Source organism: Janibacter hoylei PVAS-1, assembly GCF_004025845.1.
Classification (GTDB): Bacteria; Actinomycetota; Actinomycetes; order Actinomycetales; family Dermatophilaceae; genus Janibacter; species Janibacter hoylei.
The window spans coordinates 125,039-140,409 of record NZ_PIPF01000001.1 but is presented as its reverse complement, the minus strand read 5'-3'; the positions used below and the strand labels follow the sequence as shown (position 1 = coordinate 140,409).

16 protein-coding genes are annotated in these 15,371 nt (G+C 72.1%); 13 read left to right on the top strand and 3 right to left on the bottom strand.

What is annotated here, in order from left to right; translation table 11 throughout:
- Positions 1 to 20: 20 nt before the first annotated feature.
- Positions 21 to 281, top strand: a complete 261-nt coding sequence (gene rpsT, locus CWN80_RS00730) for a 30S ribosomal protein S20 (RefSeq protein WP_007926271.1) — start codon at positions 21 to 23, stop codon at positions 279 to 281.
- A gap of 161 nt (positions 282 to 442) precedes the next feature.
- On the opposite strand, the gene CWN80_RS00725 is transcribed toward rpsT, so the two are convergent.
- Positions 443 to 883 carry a type II toxin-antitoxin system PemK/MazF family toxin gene (locus CWN80_RS00725; protein WP_007926273.1) on the bottom strand — a complete coding sequence of 147 codons (441 nt, stop codon included), beginning with the start codon at positions 881 to 883 and terminating at the stop codon, positions 443 to 445.
- Between the two features lie 109 nt (positions 884 to 992).
- Here CWN80_RS00725 and CWN80_RS00720 point away from each other — a divergent pair, with 109 nt between their 5' ends.
- The 4 genes from CWN80_RS00720 to CWN80_RS00705 all read left to right on the top strand — a co-directional run bounded on the left by CWN80_RS00720 (position 993) and on the right by CWN80_RS00705 (position 6,378).
- The gene (locus CWN80_RS00720) at positions 993 to 2,675 is read left to right on the top strand and encodes an alkaline phosphatase D family protein (protein WP_007926274.1); all 1,683 of its coding nucleotides are present in this window, start codon (positions 993 to 995) and stop codon (positions 2,673 to 2,675) included.
- Positions 2,672 to 3,919 (top strand): alkaline phosphatase family protein, encoded by a 1,248-nt coding sequence (locus CWN80_RS00715; protein WP_007926276.1) that lies wholly within the window; start codon positions 2,672 to 2,674, stop codon positions 3,917 to 3,919. The genes CWN80_RS00720 and CWN80_RS00715 overlap by 4 nt, the downstream gene beginning before the upstream one ends.
- 49 nt (positions 3,920 to 3,968) lie before the next feature.
- Positions 3,969 to 5,825 carry a translation elongation factor 4 gene (lepA, locus tag CWN80_RS00710; protein WP_007926277.1) on the top strand — a complete coding sequence of 619 codons (1,857 nt, stop codon included), beginning with the start codon at positions 3,969 to 3,971 and terminating at the stop codon, positions 5,823 to 5,825.
- A gap of 76 nt (positions 5,826 to 5,901) precedes the next feature.
- A complete protein-coding gene (locus CWN80_RS00705) occupies positions 5,902 to 6,378 on the top strand; it encodes a hotdog fold domain-containing protein (RefSeq protein WP_007926279.1) in 477 nt (158 codons plus the stop codon).
- A 3-nt stretch (positions 6,379 to 6,381) separates the two neighbouring features.
- Here CWN80_RS00705 and CWN80_RS00700 read toward each other — a convergent pair whose 3' ends face one another.
- The gene (locus CWN80_RS00700) at positions 6,382 to 7,155 is read right to left on the bottom strand and encodes a tyrosine-protein phosphatase (RefSeq protein WP_007926280.1); all 774 of its coding nucleotides are present in this window, start codon (positions 7,153 to 7,155) and stop codon (positions 6,382 to 6,384) included.
- Positions 7,156 to 7,187: 32 nt separating this feature from the next.
- Here CWN80_RS00700 and hemW point away from each other — a divergent pair, with 32 nt between their 5' ends.
- The 3 genes from hemW to fabG all read left to right on the top strand — a co-directional run bounded on the left by hemW (position 7,188) and on the right by fabG (position 9,818).
- Positions 7,188 to 8,351 (top strand): radical SAM family heme chaperone HemW, encoded by a 1,164-nt coding sequence (gene hemW / locus CWN80_RS00695; protein WP_007926281.1) that lies wholly within the window; start codon positions 7,188 to 7,190, stop codon positions 8,349 to 8,351.
- Complete coding sequence (locus CWN80_RS00690) at positions 8,344 to 8,994, top strand: trimeric intracellular cation channel family protein (protein WP_007926282.1); 651 nt, start codon at positions 8,344 to 8,346, stop codon at positions 8,992 to 8,994. Before hemW ends, CWN80_RS00690 begins: the two co-directional genes overlap by 8 nt.
- Before the next feature lie 68 nt (positions 8,995 to 9,062).
- Positions 9,063 to 9,818 (top strand): 3-oxoacyl-ACP reductase FabG, encoded by a 756-nt coding sequence (gene fabG / locus CWN80_RS00685; protein WP_007926283.1) that lies wholly within the window; start codon positions 9,063 to 9,065, stop codon positions 9,816 to 9,818.
- A gap of 4 nt (positions 9,819 to 9,822) precedes the next feature.
- Here fabG and CWN80_RS00680 read toward each other — a convergent pair whose 3' ends face one another.
- A complete protein-coding gene (locus CWN80_RS00680) occupies positions 9,823 to 10,698 on the bottom strand; it encodes a DUF3097 domain-containing protein (protein WP_007926284.1) in 876 nt (291 codons plus the stop codon).
- Positions 10,699 to 10,837: 139 nt separating this feature from the next.
- Here CWN80_RS00680 and hrcA point away from each other — a divergent pair, with 139 nt between their 5' ends.
- Genes hrcA through CWN80_RS00655 form a run of 5 tightly spaced genes read left to right on the top strand, consistent with a single transcriptional unit; the run spans position 10,838 to position 15,366 of the window.
- Positions 10,838 to 11,875, top strand: a complete 1,038-nt coding sequence (gene hrcA, locus CWN80_RS00675) for a heat-inducible transcriptional repressor HrcA (RefSeq protein WP_007926286.1) — start codon at positions 10,838 to 10,840, stop codon at positions 11,873 to 11,875.
- A 55-nt stretch (positions 11,876 to 11,930) separates the two neighbouring features.
- On the top strand, positions 11,931 to 13,049 hold the full coding sequence (gene dnaJ / locus CWN80_RS00670) for a molecular chaperone DnaJ (RefSeq protein WP_007926288.1): 1,119 nt from the start codon (positions 11,931 to 11,933) through the stop codon (positions 13,047 to 13,049).
- 18 nt (positions 13,050 to 13,067) lie between these two features.
- Positions 13,068 to 13,847 carry a hypothetical protein gene (locus CWN80_RS00665; RefSeq protein ID WP_007926289.1) on the top strand — a complete coding sequence of 260 codons (780 nt, stop codon included), beginning with the start codon at positions 13,068 to 13,070 and terminating at the stop codon, positions 13,845 to 13,847.
- Positions 13,844 to 14,584 (top strand): 16S rRNA (uracil(1498)-N(3))-methyltransferase, encoded by a 741-nt coding sequence (locus CWN80_RS00660; protein ID WP_007926290.1) that lies wholly within the window; start codon positions 13,844 to 13,846, stop codon positions 14,582 to 14,584. Before CWN80_RS00665 ends, CWN80_RS00660 begins: the two co-directional genes overlap by 4 nt.
- Positions 14,581 to 15,366 (top strand): hypothetical protein, encoded by a 786-nt coding sequence (locus tag CWN80_RS00655; RefSeq protein ID WP_007926291.1) that lies wholly within the window; start codon positions 14,581 to 14,583, stop codon positions 15,364 to 15,366. The genes CWN80_RS00660 and CWN80_RS00655 overlap by 4 nt, the downstream gene beginning before the upstream one ends.
- Positions 15,367 to 15,371 lie beyond the last annotated feature (5 nt).

The following is a 15,371-nucleotide window of genomic DNA, read 5'->3' as shown; positions in this document are numbered from 1 at the left end:
CCCAGTCAAGAAAGATTCCTGTGGCAAACATCAAGTCCCAGATCAAGCGCGTCAAGACCAACGCGGCCCGCACCGAGCGCAACCGCGCCTACAAGTCGGAGCTGCGCACGTGGATCCGCAAGGTCCGCGAGGCCGCCGACGCCGGCGACCGCGACGGTGCGCAGACCGCGCTCGTCACCGCGAGCAAGAAGCTCGACAAGGCCGTCAGCAAGGGCGTCCTGCACGCCAACCAGGCGGCCAACAAGAAGTCGGCTCTGGCCAAGCGGGTCAACAAGATCTGATCTGCCTCATGGCAGCACGAAGGGGGCCGGTCACCGCGAGGTGACCGGCCCCCTTCGTCATGGGCCAGAGTGCGCATCTCCCTAGGGAAATGCGCACCCCCGGCCGTATTTCCCTAGGGGAATGCGCACCCCCTGCCGCATGTCCCTAGGGAAATCACCACTCACACGGGATCGTCGTCGTAGTCCCGGCCGGCGGCGACGGCGCGCACCGCCTCCACGACGGCGGCGAAGACCCGCTCGTCGAGCACCGCGCCCTCACGACGGACCGCGGCCGGGTCGAGGCGCACGATGCGGTTGACCCGCACCTCGCTGCGCCGCCCCTCGCGGTCCCAGGCGCCGGCTCCGATGTCGATCCAGCGCCGACCCGCCCGAGCCTCCTGCTCCGCGTCGAGGTCGTGGTCCTGGCTGGTCACCTGCAGGCCGAGCAGCCAGTCGCCGTCCTCGCCGACGAGCAGCACCGGGCGGTCCTTGCCCTGACGGTGGTCCTCCTCGTACGGCACCCAGGCCCACACGACCTCGCCGGGGGAGGGTCTCGGGTCGTCCGGGGTCGGCGCCCAGCGCAGGTCAGGCGTGCCCGTGAAGTCTCCGGGGTACTCGCTCATAGCACGTCACGCTAGCGGTGACGCCGGTGAAAAGGATCACCTCTTCGACATCCGTAGCGGACACCTTGAGGTTGCCCACCGGTCATCAAGCCTCGAGAGGCTCACCGACATGACCGCCACACCCGACTCACCCCTGCCCGGACCCGCCCGGCGCGACGTCGTCCGCGGCGCGGCCGCAGGTGCCGCCGTCGCCACGGCGACGGTCGCCCCCTTCGCCACGAGCCCGGCGCAGGCCGCCACGACGACGGGCTTCCTCCACGGCGTCGCCTCCGGCGACCCGCTGCCCACCGCCGTCGTCCTGTGGACCCGCGTGACGCCGACCGCCGACGCCACCCCGGGCTCGGGGCGCGGCGCGCGCGTCACCGTCACCTGGGAGGTCGCGACCGACGCGTCCTTCCGCACCGTCGTGCGCCGGGGCTCGATGACGACCGGCACCGAGCGCGACCACACCGTCAAGGTCGACGCGACCGGCCTCACGCCCGCGACCCGCTACGCCTACCGCTTCCGCAGCGGCGGCTCGGTCTCGCCGACCGGCTGGACGAAGACCGCGCCCGCGGCCGGCTCCACCCCGAGCCGGCTGCGCCTGGGTGTCGTGTCGTGCTCCAACTGGGAGGCCGGCTACTTCGCCGCCTACCGCCACCTCGCCGCTCACCAGGGCCTGGACGCCGTGCTCCACATGGGCGACTACCTCTACGAGTACCCCACAGGTGAGTACGGGGCGGCGAAGGGGGCAGTGCGCACCAGCGAGCCGGCGCACGAGATCGTCACCCTCGCCGACTACCGCATCCGCCACGGGCACTACAAGACCGACCCCGACCTGCAGGCGCTGCACGCCGCCGCTGCGTGGATCACGACGTGGGACGACCACGAGAGCGCCAACGACGCCTGGATCGGCGGAGCCGAGAACCACGACCCGCTGACCGAGGGCAGGTGGCGTGACCGCGCCGCGGCGGCCCGCCGCGCCTACGACGAGTGGATGCCGATCCGCCTCTCCGGCACCGCCGCCATCGGCGACGGCAGCCAGATCTTCCGGCAGTTCTCCTTCGGCACCCTCGCCGACCTGCGGATGCTCGACCTGCGCACCTACCGCAGCGAGCAGGCCTCGGCGGCCCGGCTGGGTGCCGTCGGCGACGCCGACCGCACGATCACCGGCGATGCCCAGATGACCTGGCTCAAGCAGTCGCTGAGCAGGTCCACGGCGACGTGGAAGCTCGTCGGCAACCCGGTGATGATCGCGCCCGTGACCTTCGGCGCGGTCGACGTCGAGGTGGGTCGGGCCCTGCACGACATGGGTGGGGTGCTGCCCCCAGAGGGGATCCCGTACAACGTCGACCAGTGGGACGGGTACACGGCCGACCGCCGCGAGCTCATCGACCACATCGCCGACCACGCGATCGACAACACCGTCTTCCTCACCGGTGACATCCACTCGGCCTGGGCCTGCGACATCCCCAAGAACGTCGGCACGTACCCGCTGAGCCGGTCCGTCGCCGTCGAGTTCGTCGGCACGTCGGTGACCTCCAACAACCTCGACGACATCCTCAAGGTCGAGCCGCGCACCCTCTCGCTCGCCGTCGAGGGGGCCATCCGTGGGGCCAACCTCCACGTGCGCTACCTCGACTTCGACCGGCACGGCTACTCCGTGCTCACCCTGACGCCCGCGCGGGCGCAGATGGACTGGTACGCACTCGCGGACCGGACCGACCGGCAGTCCACCGCGCGGTGGAGCGCCGGGTTCGAGACCCTGCCCGGGACCAACCGGGTCCGCCGCGTCTGGAAGGCCGCCTCATGAGCACCCCCACCCGCCGTACCGTCATGCGCGTCGCCGCCGCGAGCGGCGCGACGATCACCCTCTCGGCTGCGGCTGGTGCGAGTGCCGCCTCCGCGGCCACCACCCGCAGCCGCAAGCGGGTCTACGTGCTCGTCACCGACGGGCTGCGCCCGGACGAGATCACCGTCGCGCGCACGCCCAACCTCCACCAGCTGCGCTCGACGGGAGCCTGGTACCCCAACGCGCGATCGCTGCCCATCATGGAGACGATCCCCAACCACGTCATGATGATGACGGGGGTGCGACCGGACCGTAACGGCGTGCCGGCCAACAAGATCTACGACCGCACGCTCGGCGAGGTCCGCGACATGGACCGCGAGAGCGACATCAAGGCCCCGACGATCTTCGAGCAGCTCGAGACGAAGGGGGTGACCGGCGGCACCGTCCTGTCCAAGGACTACCTCTACGGGATCTTCGGCGAAAAGGCGATGTACCGCTGGGAGCCCAAGCCGCTCATGCCGATCACCGACCACGCGCCCGACGGCTACACCTACGACGCCCTGGTCAAGATGATCGGCGCCGCCGACCCCAACCTCGTCTTCGCCAACTTCGGCGACATCGACCGGGTCGGGCACGCAGACCCCGGTGGCACGGTCACCGTCCCGGCCATGCGCTACGCGGCCCTCAACAACACCGACCGTCTGATCGGCAACTTCGTCAGCTACCTCAAGTCGACCAACCGGTGGAAGGACTCGCTCGTCATCGTCCTCGCGGACCACTCGATGGACTGGTCCATGGGCCACCGGGTCATCTCGCTCGGGGCGCCGATCTGGTTCGACCGCACGCTGCGCGACAACGTCGAGATCGCGCAGAACGGCGGAGCGGACTGCCTCTACTGGACCGGGCCCGCCGGTGGCAGGGCGGCCGGGCTGAAGCGCCTGCGCGAGCTCGTCCTCAAGCAGCAGGGCGTGCTGTCCGTGCACACGCCCGCCGAGCTGCGTCTGAGCCCCAACGCCGGCGACCTCGTCGTCTACTGCAAGGCGGGGTGGCGCTTCTCCGACCCGACGATCTTCAACAACCCCATCCCGGGCAACCACGGGCACCCGGTGACCAAGCCGATCCCCTTCATCGTGGCCGGCGGAGCCGCCCAGGTGAGGCCCGGGGTGCGCACCGCGGTCGCGCACACGATGGACGTCGCGCCGACGATCGCGCAGTACTTCGGCCTGCCGACGACGGGATATGACGGGAGATCGCGTCTGGTCTGAGAGGATGGGCCACTGAGCCCTGTCCCGACGAACCCGAGGTCCGCAACCCGTGTCACCCCAGGCCCGTGAGGCCCTCCCGCCGAACGCGACCCCGCCGGCGCAGATCCGCAACTTCTGCATCATCGCCCACATCGACCACGGCAAGTCGACGCTGGCCGACCGGATGCTGCAGATCACCGGCGTGGTCGAGGCCCGGCAGATGCGCGCGCAGTACCTCGACCGCATGGACATCGAGCGCGAGCGCGGCATCACCATCAAGTCGCAGGCCGTGCGCATGCCGTGGGAGCAGGAGGGGGAGACCTTCTGCCTCAACATGATCGACACCCCGGGGCACGTCGACTTCACCTACGAGGTCTCCCGCTCCCTCGCCGCGTGCGAGGGAGCGATCCTCCTCGTCGACGCCGCCCAGGGGATCGAGGCGCAGACCCTCGCCAACCTCTACCTGGCGATGGAAAACGACCTGACGATCATCCCGGTGCTCAACAAGATCGACCTCCCGGCGGCACAGCCGGAGAAGTACGCGGAGGAGATCGCCGGCCTCATCGGGTGCGAGCCCGAGGACGTGCTCAAGGTGAGCGGCAAGACGGGCGAAGGGGTCGAGGAGCTGCTCGACGAGATCGTCGCCAAGCTGCCCGCTCCCGAGGGCGACGCGAGCGCCCCGGCCCGCGCGATGATCTTCGACTCCGTGTACGACAACTACCGCGGCGTCGTCACCTACGTGCGTGTCGTCGACGGGGCCCTGCACCCCCGCGAGAAGATCGCGATGATGTCGACCAAGGCGACCCACGAGCTGCTCGAGATCGGCGTCATCTCGCCGGAGATGCTGCCGAGCAAGGGGCTGGGCGTCGGCGAGGTCGGCTACCTCATCACCGGGGTCAAGGACGTGCGCCAGTCCAAGGTCGGTGACACCGTGACCAATGCCGCGGCGCCCGCGGCCGACGCGATCGGTGGCTACAAGGACCCCAACCCCATGGTCTTCTCGGGGCTCTACCCGATCGACGGCTCCGACTACCCGACGCTGCGCGACGCCCTCGACAAGCTCAAGCTCAACGACGCCGCACTCGTCTACGAGCCGGAGACCTCCGCTGCCCTCGGCTTCGGCTTCCGCTGCGGCTTCCTCGGCCTGCTCCACCTGGAGATCGTGCGCGAGCGCCTCGAGCGCGAGTTCGACCTCGACCTCATCTCCACCCAGCCCAACGTGGTCTACGAGGTGACGATGGACGACGGCTCCGAGATCCTCGTGACCAACCCCAGCGAGTTCCCCTACGGCAAGGTTGCCGAGGTCCGCGAGCCGGTCGTCAAGGCGACGATCCTCGCGCCGAGCGAGTTCATCGGCGCGATCATGGAGTTGTGCCAGGGCAAGCGCGGCCAGCTCGGCGGCATGGACTACCTCTCCGAGGACCGCGTCGAGATGCGCTACACGCTGCCGCTCGCCGAGATCGTCTTCGACTTCTTCGACCAGCTGAAGTCCAAGACCCGCGGCTACGCCTCCCTCGACTACCAGGAGGCGGGCGACCAGGCCGCCGACCTGGTCAAGGTCGACATCCTCCTGCAGGGCGAGACCGTCGACGCCTTCAGCGCGGTCGTCCACAAGGACAAGGCCTATGCCTACGGCACGATGATGGCCGGCAAGCTCAAGGAACTCATCCCGCGCCAGCAGTTCGAGGTGCCGATCCAGGCCGCCATCGGCGCGCGGATCATCGCCCGCGAGACCATCCGCGCCATCCGCAAGGACGTGCTCGCCAAGTGCTACGGCGGTGACATCTCCCGCAAGCGCAAGCTGCTCGAGAAGCAGAAGGAGGGCAAGAAGCGGATGAAGAACATCGGCACCGTCGAGGTGCCCCAGGAGGCCTTCATCGCTGCGCTCTCCTCTGACGACAGCGCCGTGGACAAGGCCAAGAAGTAACGGCGCGATGCTGACGTGACGCAGCCGACGCCGGGGACCCTTCCCGGCCACTAAGCGCTGGCTTAGTGTGGCGGTCATGGCACAGCAGACCTTCGACCTCTACCAGCGCGTCACGAGCCTCCCGGCCGGCAAGCGGATCTTCTCCCTGCTCTACGCCGTCAAGGCGCCGTACTTCGCCACCGTCCGACCGAAGGTGCGCGAGGTCCGCGCCAACCACGCCGAGCTGTCGATCCGCAACCGCAAGCGGGTGCACAACCACATCGGCACCCTCCACGCGATCGCCGTGTGCAACGGGCTCGAGGCCGCGATGGGTCTGCTCGCCGAGGCAACCTGCCCGAGCGACCAGCGATGGCTGCCGCGGGGCCTGCGGGTGAGCTACCTCGCCAAGTCGACGACCGACCTGCTGTGCGTCGCCGAGACCGACCCCGAGCAGTGGACGGGCGAGGCTCCCTACGACGTCGACATCCGGGTCAAGGCGGTGCGCACCGACGGCGTCGTCGTCGTCGAGGGCGTCATCCCCGTCTACGTCACTGCCAAGCCGAAGAAGGCCTGAGCCTCACCCCACGAGCCGGTCGCGCAGCCGCGTGACCTCCTCCTGGGTCCACCCGGCGGCCTCCAGCCAGCCGATCGTCCCGCCGAACTCCTCGTCGAGGTGGGCGAGCACCGCCGCCATCGACTCCGCGCGGGGCAGCTGCTCCTCGAGGGTGTGGGTGGGCAGTGACCTGCGGTAGGGCTCGACCTCGATGAGGCGATCGATGATCCGCTCGAGCCGCCCGGCGGTCAGGACGTAGTCGGCGACGATCTCCTCGTCGGGGACCCCGGCGACCGCCAGAGCCATCCCGACGACCGTGCCCGTGCGGTCCTTGCCCGCGGCGCAGTGGACGACGGTGCCTCCGGCGCTGTCCCGGATCGCGGCGAGTGCCGCGGCGACGGAGTCGGGGCGCCGCGTGAGGTAGCCCGTGTAGTGCCGGGCCCAGAAGGCCCCGTCCCGCGGCGCGGGGTCCCCGCGACCCCACCGGACCGCCAGTGCCTCCTCGACCGTCTCATCGGCCCCGAGGTCCTCGCGCAGCAGGCTGTGGTGGTGGTGGGTCAGCGGGGTGGAGCGCAGCGGCCCGGCGCCGGTGACCTCGTGCTCGACGTGGCTGCGCAGGTCGACGACGTCGGTCACCCCGAGCACCTCGACGAGGTGACGGACGTCCCCTTCGCTCAGGTCCTGGAGGTTGTCGCTGCGGATGAGCCGCCCCTCGCGGGTGGTGCGGCCGTCGCGGGTGGGCAGGCCACCGAGGTCACGCATGTTGACGACGCCGTCGAGCTCGATCCACCGGGTCATGCCGCCCACGGTATCGGTGGGAGGATGGGACGGTGCGTCCCCCCTTCGGCATCTACCTGCACGTGCCCTTCTGCACGGTCCGATGCGGGTACTGCGACTTCAACACCTACACGGCCACCGAGCTGGGCCCCGTCGGCGGCGCGAAGGGGGCGAGCGTCGCCACCTTCGTCGACGCCGCGATCGGCGAGCTCGACCTGGCGGCGCGGTCCGTGGGCACGGACCGCCCGGTCTCGACGGTCTTCGTCGGGGGCGGCACGCCGACGCTGCTGCCCCCGCAGGACCTCGTGCGCTTCCTCGATGCCGTGCGGGAGCGGTGGGGCCTGGACGACGATGCCGAGGTGACGACGGAGGCCAACCCCGACAGCGTCACCGAGGAGTCGCTGCGGGTGCTCGCCGACGGCGGTTTCAGCCGGGTGAGCATCGGCATGCAGTCGGCCGTGCCGCAGGTGCTCGCGACGCTCGACCGCACCCATGACCCTGCCAACGTCGCCCGTGCCCTGGCCGCGGCCCGTGCCGCGGGTCTCGCGGTGAGCCTGGACCTCATCTACGGCACGCCGGGGGAGACCCTCGACCAGTGGCGCACCTCGCTCGAGACCGCCGTCGCCCTCGAGCCCGACCACCTGTCCGCCTATGCCCTGACCGTCGAGGACGGCACCAAGATGGCCGCCCGGGTGCGTCGGGGCGAGCTGCCGATGCCGACGGGTGACGACGAGGCGGACAAGTACGAGCTGGCCGACGAGCTGCTCGCCGCGGCCGGCTACGGCTGGTACGAGATCAGCAACTGGGCCCGCACGCCCGCCGACCGCTGCCGGCACAACGAGGCCTACTGGCGCAGCCACGACTGGTGGGGCGTCGGCCCGGGCGCGCACAGCCACGTCGACGGCGAGCGCTGGTGGAACCTCAAGCACCCGGCGACATGGGCCAAGGCGCTGGCCGAGGGGGACCCGGCCGCCGAGCGTGAGGTCCTGACGGCCGAGCAGCGCGCCGACGAGGACGTCCTGCTCGGGGTGCGTCTCGTCGACGGGCTGCCGACCGATCGCTTGACGCCGCAGGGGCGTCGGGCCGTCGCGGGCCTCGTCGCCGACGGCCTCGTCGAGGGCCGGGCCGCGATCGGCGGCCGCGTCGTCCTCACCCGCCGTGGACGACTGCTGGCCGACACCGTCGTCCACCACCTCGTCGGGAGCGCAGGTGCCTGACGTCCCGCAGATCCCCGACCTCATCGCCGCCTTCGACCTGCTCGGCGTCTTCGCCAACGGGCTGCTCGGTGGGGCCGTCGCCCGGCGCTACCAGCTCGACCCGGTCGGCTTCTGCGTGCTCGCCGTCGTCTCCGCCCTCGGGGGTGGCGCGATCCGCGACGTGCTGCTCGACGTCCAGCCGGTGGCGCTGACCGACCTGCGGTACCTCACGGTGGCGCTCACGGCCGCCCTCATCGCCTTCCTCGTCCCGCTCGACGGGCGCCGCTGGCGGCAGGTCTTCCCCTGGGTGGACGCCGTGGCGCTCGGCACCTGGGCCGTCGTCGGCACCCAGAAGGCGCTGCTGCTCGACATCCACTGGTTCCCGGCGATCCTGCTCGGCGTACTCACCGCGTGCGGGGGAGGAGTCGTGCGCGACGTCATGCTCGGCAGCGTGCCTGCGATCCTGCAGCGCTCCGAGCTCTACGCGACCGCGGCCTTCGCCGGCGGCGCCTCCTTCGTCCTGCTCCAGCTGGTGACCACTGATCCGCTCGCCTCGTTGGGCGCACTGCTCATTGGCGGCGGCGTGTGCGACCTCGCTCGACGGCGTGGGTGGATGCTGCCGACCGAGCCGAAGTGGCGCCCGAGCCGGGTGCACCGCCGCTGACCCGGTGTCGATGACCGCTTCGCGGACGCAGGTGTGCGGGCGCTTACCCCATGGCGCACGATGAGGGCATGACCACGACTCGTACCGCCATCGTCACCGGAGCCGCCCGCGGGATCGGCCGGGCCATCGCCCTTCGCCTCGCCACGGACGGCCACCACGTCGCCGTCCTCGACCTCGACGAGTCCGCCTGCCAGGTGGTCGTCGACGAGATCACCGAAGGGGGCGGGACCGCTCTCGCCGTGGGCGTGGACGTCTCCGACGCCGAGCAGGTCGAGGCGGGCGTCGCTCGGGTCGCCGCAGAGCTCGGCGCCCCGACCCTGCTCGTCAACAACGCGGGCATCATCCGCGACAACATGCTCTTCAAGATGTCGGTCGACGACTGGGACTCCGTCATGGCGGTCCACCTGCGCGGCGCCTTCCTCATGACCAAGGCGGCCCAGGCCCACATGACCGCGGAGAAGTACGGCCGCATCGTCAACCTCTCCTCGACCTCCGCCCTCGGCAACCGGGGCCAGGCCAACTACTCCGCCGCCAAGGCCGGCATGCAGGGCTTCACCAAGACCCTCGCCATCGAGCTCGGCAAGTTCGGTGTCACCGCCAATGCCATCGCTCCCGGCTTCATCCAGACCGACATGACCGCGGCCACCGCCGAGCGGATCGGCGTGCCCTTCGAGGACTTCCTCGCCCACGCCGCCAAGGAGACCCCCGTCGGTCGCGTCGGCCAGCCCGAGGACATCGCCGCCACCGCATCCTTCCTGCTGTCCGAGGAGGCCGGCTTCGTCTCCGGCCAGGTCATCTACGTCGCCGGCGGCCCGCGCGACTGACCCGCTACTCGGCCGTGACGAAGTCGATGAGCTCCTCGACGCGGCCGAGCAGCGCCGGCTCGAGGTCGGCGTAGGTGCGCACGGTGGCGAGGATCTGCTTCCAGGCACGGGCGATGTCGGCCTGGGTGTCGTGGGCCCAGCCGAGGTGCTGGCAGATGCCCTTCTTCCACTCGATCGAGCGGGGGATCGTCGGCCAGGTGTCCATGCCGAGACGCTGGGGCCGGACCGACTGCCAGACGTCGACGTAGGGGTGGCCGAGGACGAGCACGTGCTCAGGGGCGACCCGGTTGGCCTTCTCGACGATGCGCGACTCCTTGCTGCCCGGCACGAGGTGGTCGACGAGCACGCCCATCCGGCGGCCGGGGCCGGGAGCGAAGTCGCGGATCGCGGCAGCCAGGTCGTCGACGCCGTCGAGCGGCTCGACGACGACACCCTCGACGCGCAGGTCGTGGCCCCAGACCTTTTCGACGAGCTCGGCGTCGTGGCGCCCCTCGACGAAGATCCGCGAGCCTCGGGCGACGCGGGCCTTGCCGTCGTGGACGGCGACGGAGCCGCTCGCGGTGCGCGAGGCCTGCTGCTGGGCGGCGGCGAGGGCCGCGCGCTGCGCAGCCTTCGGCGGGGTGAGAGTCACGGGGGCGCCGTCGACGTGGAAGCCCGGCCCGAGCGGGAAGGCCTTGACCTTGCCACGGCGGTCCTCGAGGTGGACGACGTGGACGCCGCCGGCCTTCTCCACCGCGACCACGGCGCCGACCCAGCCGGTCTCGACGTCCTCGACGACGGTGCCGGTCACCGCCTCGAGGGCGCGGGAGGTGGGCCGCGCCAGCCTCCCCTTCGACTGCCAGCCGGCCGAGAGGACGTCCTTGCCGTATCGATCGCTCACGCAGGGACGGTAGGCCGAAGGGCGGTCGCCGGCGCAGGCGGCACGCCGGATTCCGGGGAATGCCCGCCCCGGTCGTAGACTTGGCACTCAGGTGGACCGAGTGCCAGCGGTCCGAGCATCGTGTCGAAGGGAGGTCCGCATGAGCCAGGAGCAGCGGCGCATGGCCGTGCTGAGCGCCATCATCGAGGACTACGTGCAGACCTCCGAGCCGGTGGGTTCCAAGGCCCTCCTGGACCGGCACCAGCTCAACGTCTCGGCCGCGACGGTGCGCAACGACATGGCCGCGCTCGAGGACGAGGGCCTCATCGCGGCGCCGCACACCTCCGCCGGGCGGATCCCCACCGATGCCGGCTACCGGCTCTTCGTCGACCGCCTGGCAGCCGTCCGCCCGATGTCGAAGGGCGAGCGGGCCGCCATCACGAGCTACCTCGAGGGCGCCGACGACCTCGACACCGTCCTCGACCGGACGGTGCGTCTGCTGTCGACGCTCACCCGTCAGGTCGCCGTCGTGCAGTACCCCTCGCTGACCCGCAGCACCGTCCGGCACGTCGAGCTCGTCCCGATGAGCCGGACGCGGCTCATGGTCGTCGTCATCATGGGCAGCGGCCGCGTCGAGCAGCGGATCATCCCGATCAACGTCGACTACACGACCGCGGTGGGGGCCGAGGCCCTCGCCAGCGCGCGTGCGCGGATCAACGCCGCGACCCACGACCGGCGCCTCGCCGAGGCGCTCACCTCGCTCGCGACCCTCCACGAGGACGACCGTGAGACCGAGGACGCCCTGACGGCGGGCGTGCTCGCCGCGCTCGACGCGGCGCTCGCGGAGGAGCGGGCGACCAAGGTGACGCTCGCCGGCACCGCCAACCTCGCCCGCAGCTCCGGCGACTTCCCGATGACGCTCGAGCCGGTGCTCGACGCCCTCGAGCAGCACGTGGTGCTGCTGCGCCTGCTGAGCGCCGAGGCCCACGACGCGTCGACGGGCGTCTCGGTGCGCATCGGCGCCGAAAACCCGGTCTCGAGCCTGCAGTCGACCTCCTTCATCACCTCGGGCTACGGCGCGGGCGACGAGCACGTCGGTGCCGTCGGCGTGCTCGGCCCGACCCGCATGGACTACCCGGCGACCATGGCGCAGGTGCGCGCTGTGGCCGCCTACCTCTCGCGGATCGTGGACGCCTGACCGGCGCCACCCCGCACCCGACCGACATCGACCACGACCCACGAGGACCTCACGCGTGAACGACTACTACGAGGATCTGGGCGTCAGCCGCGAGGCCACGCCCGAGGAGATCAAGCGGGCGTACCGCAAGCTCGCCCGCACCCTGCACCCTGACGTCAACCCCGGCCCCGAGGCGGAGGAGCAGTTCAAGCGGGTCTCGCAGGCCTACGACGTCCTCTCCGACGAGACGAAGCGCCGCCAGTACGACATGGGCGGTGACCCCTACGGCGGTGCGCACGAGGGCTTCGGTGCCGGCTTCAGCTTCAGCGACATCATGGAGCAGTTCTTCGGCCAGGCCGCGGGCGGCGGTCGTGGGCCGCGCTCGCGCTCCTCACGTGGGCAGGACGGCCTCGTGGGTCTCGAGATCGACCTCGCGACGGCGGTCTTCGGCGGCGAGCAGGACCTGACGATCGACACCGCGGCGGTGTGCGGCTCGTGCTCCGGCGACGGGGCCCAGCCCGGCACCGGTCGCCGCACGTGCGACACCTGTGGTGGACGCGGTGAGGTCCAGCAGGTGCAGCGCTCCTTCCTCGGCCAGGTGATGACGAGCCGTCCGTGCCCGACCTGCCAGGGCTTCGGCGAGGTCATCCCGAGCCCCTGCCACGAGTGCTCCGGCCAGGGCCGCGTGCGCAGCCGCCGCACGATGAAGGTGCGCATCCCCGCCGGTGTCGACACCGGCACCCGCATCCACCTCGCCGGCGAAGGGGAAGTCGGTCCCGGTGGTGGGCCGGCCGGCGACCTCTACGTCGAGCTGCGGGTCGCCGAGCACGAGACCTTCACCCGGCGCGGCGACGACCTGCACGCATCGGTCGCGGTACCGATGACGGCAGCCGCCCTCGGCGTGACGATGAGCTTTGCCACCCTCGACGGCGAGCAGGAGATCACCATCAAGCGGGGCACCCAGCCCGGCGACACGATCGTCCTGCCCGGGCTCGGCGTGACCCATCTGCGGCACGAAGGGCGTGGCGACCTCGTCATCCACGTCGACGTGCGCACCCCGACCAAGCTCGATGCCGAGCAGGAGCAGCTGCTGCGCGACCTCGCGCGGCTGCGTGACGAGGAGCAGCCCGACGGCGAGCTCCACGACGTCGACTCCGGCTTCGTCGGACGCCTGCGGCACGCCTTCAAGCGCTGACGGCCCGGACGCCGCGCGATGTTGCGCCGCTTCGTCGGCCTCGACGGCACACCGCAGGCGTCGGCGGCGCTCGAGACGTCGCTGCGCACCACCCCTGAGCAGCTCGGGCCGGTGCGCGCCCGGCACACCGTGCCCGCCGCCTCGCGTCCCGTGGCGGCCCTGCTCGCGGTCGTCGGGGTCGTGGTGGTCCTGGCCGTCGCGACCGCGACCGTGCTCGTGGTGCTCGGCGCGCTGCCGGCGGCCGCCGTCCTGTGCCCTCTGGCCATCGGGGTGGCCGTGGCCGTGCTCGTCGGGGTGGGTCTCGCGGCCACCCACGACAGCCGGGGCATCGAGGTGCGCGCCCACGGCCTGATCGTCGGCTCGCGCCCGGTCCCCTTCGCGACGATGGACCCCGGCCGCATGGTGTGGGCGACGTCCGCCCGGGCTGCCCGCTCCGTCGTCACGCTCGCCCGGCGCCGCCGGGTGGCCGGCGGGGAGTGCCTGCTGCTCAACGGCACCGACGGGCCCGACGCCGTCGACGACTGGCGAGGCCTCGGGGGCAGGTACGACCCGTTGCCGCGGGCCCCGCGGCTGGACACCCCCTTCGTCTGGTGGGCGCTCGGCCCGCGCGACGTCGGCGCCTTCGTCCGTGACCTCGAGGCGGCGATGGTCGCCGACGGCTACCCCGTGCACGGGCTCGCCGACCACCTGGCGCGGCACCGGACCGACGTGCCGGCCGGTCGCGAGGCCCTCCCGCGCCGGGCGCCGCACGACCCGCCGCTGTGGCGGGCCCGACCAGGGGCAGGATTGGGGCCATGACCGCACCACTCTTCGTCGTCGACCCCGGTGCCCTCGACCGTCTCGGGGTCGCCGACGTCGTCGACCTCACCGGGCCGGAGGCCCACCACGCCGCGGCCGTCGTGCGGCTCGCGGTGGGGGAGCACGTGCTCGTCGCCGACCGGCAGGGCGCCCGCGTGCTCACCGAGGTCACCGAGGTCGCCCGAGAGCTGGTGCGGCTGCGGGTGCTCCAGCGCGCCGACGAGCCGGAGCCTTCCCTCCGCCTGACGCTCGTGCAGGCCCTGGCCAAGGACGGGCGGGACGAGGACGCCGTCGAGGCCGCCACCGAGCTCGGCGTCGACACCGTCGTCCCGTGGCAGGCCGACCGGTCGATCGTGCGGTGGAAGGGCCCCAAGGTCGACAAGGGCCTGCGCAAGTGGGCCAATGTCGTCGAGCGGGCCGCGAAGCAGTCGCGGCGCGGCCGGTGGCCCCAGGTCGACGGGCTCGTCACGAGCTCCGCCCTCGCCCAGCGCTGCGCGGGCGCGACGACCTTCGTGCTGCACGAGGACGCGACGACCCCGCTGGCCACCGCGCCGCTCCCGGACTCCGGCGAGGTCTTGCTCGTCGTCGGGCCCGAAGGGGGGATCTCGCCCCAGGAGCTCGAGGCCTTCGTCGCCGCTGGCGCCACGCCCGTGCGGCTGGGGGCGCAGGTCCTGCGCGCCTCGACCGCCGGGCCGGCCGCCATCGCGGTCATCAGCGCACGAGGCCGCTGGACGTGACGCGCCAGTACTACGCCTGGGCCGGCGGGACCCCGGACGACCACGCCGCGCTGGCCCGCATGTCAGCTGCCGGCCCGGCCGACATGGGGCCGCTGCTCGCGTCCTTCCGGGGCGGGGTCGGCGCCCGGGCCCTGGGGCGCTCGCTCGCCCTCCTCGCGCTCGTCTGCGTCGGGCTCGGCGCGATGGTGGCCGGGCTCGCCCCCGGCGGGCCCTCGCTCGCGCTCGTCGTCGGGGCGTGGTGCGTCGCGGCCGCGGTGTACCTCCCGGCCATGCTCGTCGTCCACCTGGCCGCCCGCCGCACCCGGCAGGACGTCCACCGCCACGGGCTCGTCGTCCGCGGCCCGGGGAGTCGGGCCGAGGCGCTGCCCTGGGAGTCGATGGACCCCGGCCGCATCTTCATCGCGACGAGCGTCCGCGCGATGACGCGGATGCCGCTCGCCCTGCCCCGCCAGCAGGCGGTCCTGCCCCCGGGCGTCGTCGTCAACGCCTGGACCGACCGCCCACTCGGGTCGCTGCCGGTCGCCGAGGCGCTCTCCCAGGGGTACCGGTACCAACCGGCTCCCACCGACAGCCCCTTCGGCTGGTGGCAGCTCGGGCCGAGCGACCCGCGAGCCTTCCTCCAGGCGGTCGAGGCGGCGATGGTCGCCGACGGCTACCCCGCGGCGGGACTGACCCCCTTCGTCCTCGCCCGCAGGGTGCGTGCCGGTGACCTGCGCCGCGCCCCTGAGCTGCAGCGGGAGCGGGCCCTCGTCGACCCGGTCGTGGGGCTGCCGCAGGGCTGAGGCCG

Bases quoted from the DNA above. Each gene is read 5' to 3' on its own strand.
- CWN80_RS00720 (WP_007926274.1), top strand. From the start codon at position 993: ATGACCGCCACACCCGACTCACCCCTGCCCGGACCCGCCCGGCGCGAC.
- CWN80_RS00705 (WP_007926279.1), top strand. From the start codon at position 5,902: ATGGCACAGCAGACCTTCGACCTCTACCAGCGCGTCACGAGCCTCCCG.
- CWN80_RS00725 (WP_007926273.1), bottom strand. From the start codon at position 883: ATGAGCGAGTACCCCGGAGACTTCACGGGCACGCCTGACCTGCGCTGG.
- CWN80_RS00665 (WP_007926289.1), top strand. From the start codon at position 13,068: ATGTTGCGCCGCTTCGTCGGCCTCGACGGCACACCGCAGGCGTCGGCG.
- CWN80_RS00660 (WP_007926290.1), top strand. From the start codon at position 13,844: ATGACCGCACCACTCTTCGTCGTCGACCCCGGTGCCCTCGACCGTCTC.
- hrcA (WP_007926286.1), top strand. From the start codon at position 10,838: ATGAGCCAGGAGCAGCGGCGCATGGCCGTGCTGAGCGCCATCATCGAG.
- fabG (WP_007926283.1), top strand. From the start codon at position 9,063: ATGACCACGACTCGTACCGCCATCGTCACCGGAGCCGCCCGCGGGATC.
- CWN80_RS00715 (WP_007926276.1), top strand. From the start codon at position 2,672: ATGAGCACCCCCACCCGCCGTACCGTCATGCGCGTCGCCGCCGCGAGC.
- CWN80_RS00700 (WP_007926280.1), bottom strand. From the start codon at position 7,155: ATGACCCGGTGGATCGAGCTCGACGGCGTCGTCAACATGCGTGACCTC.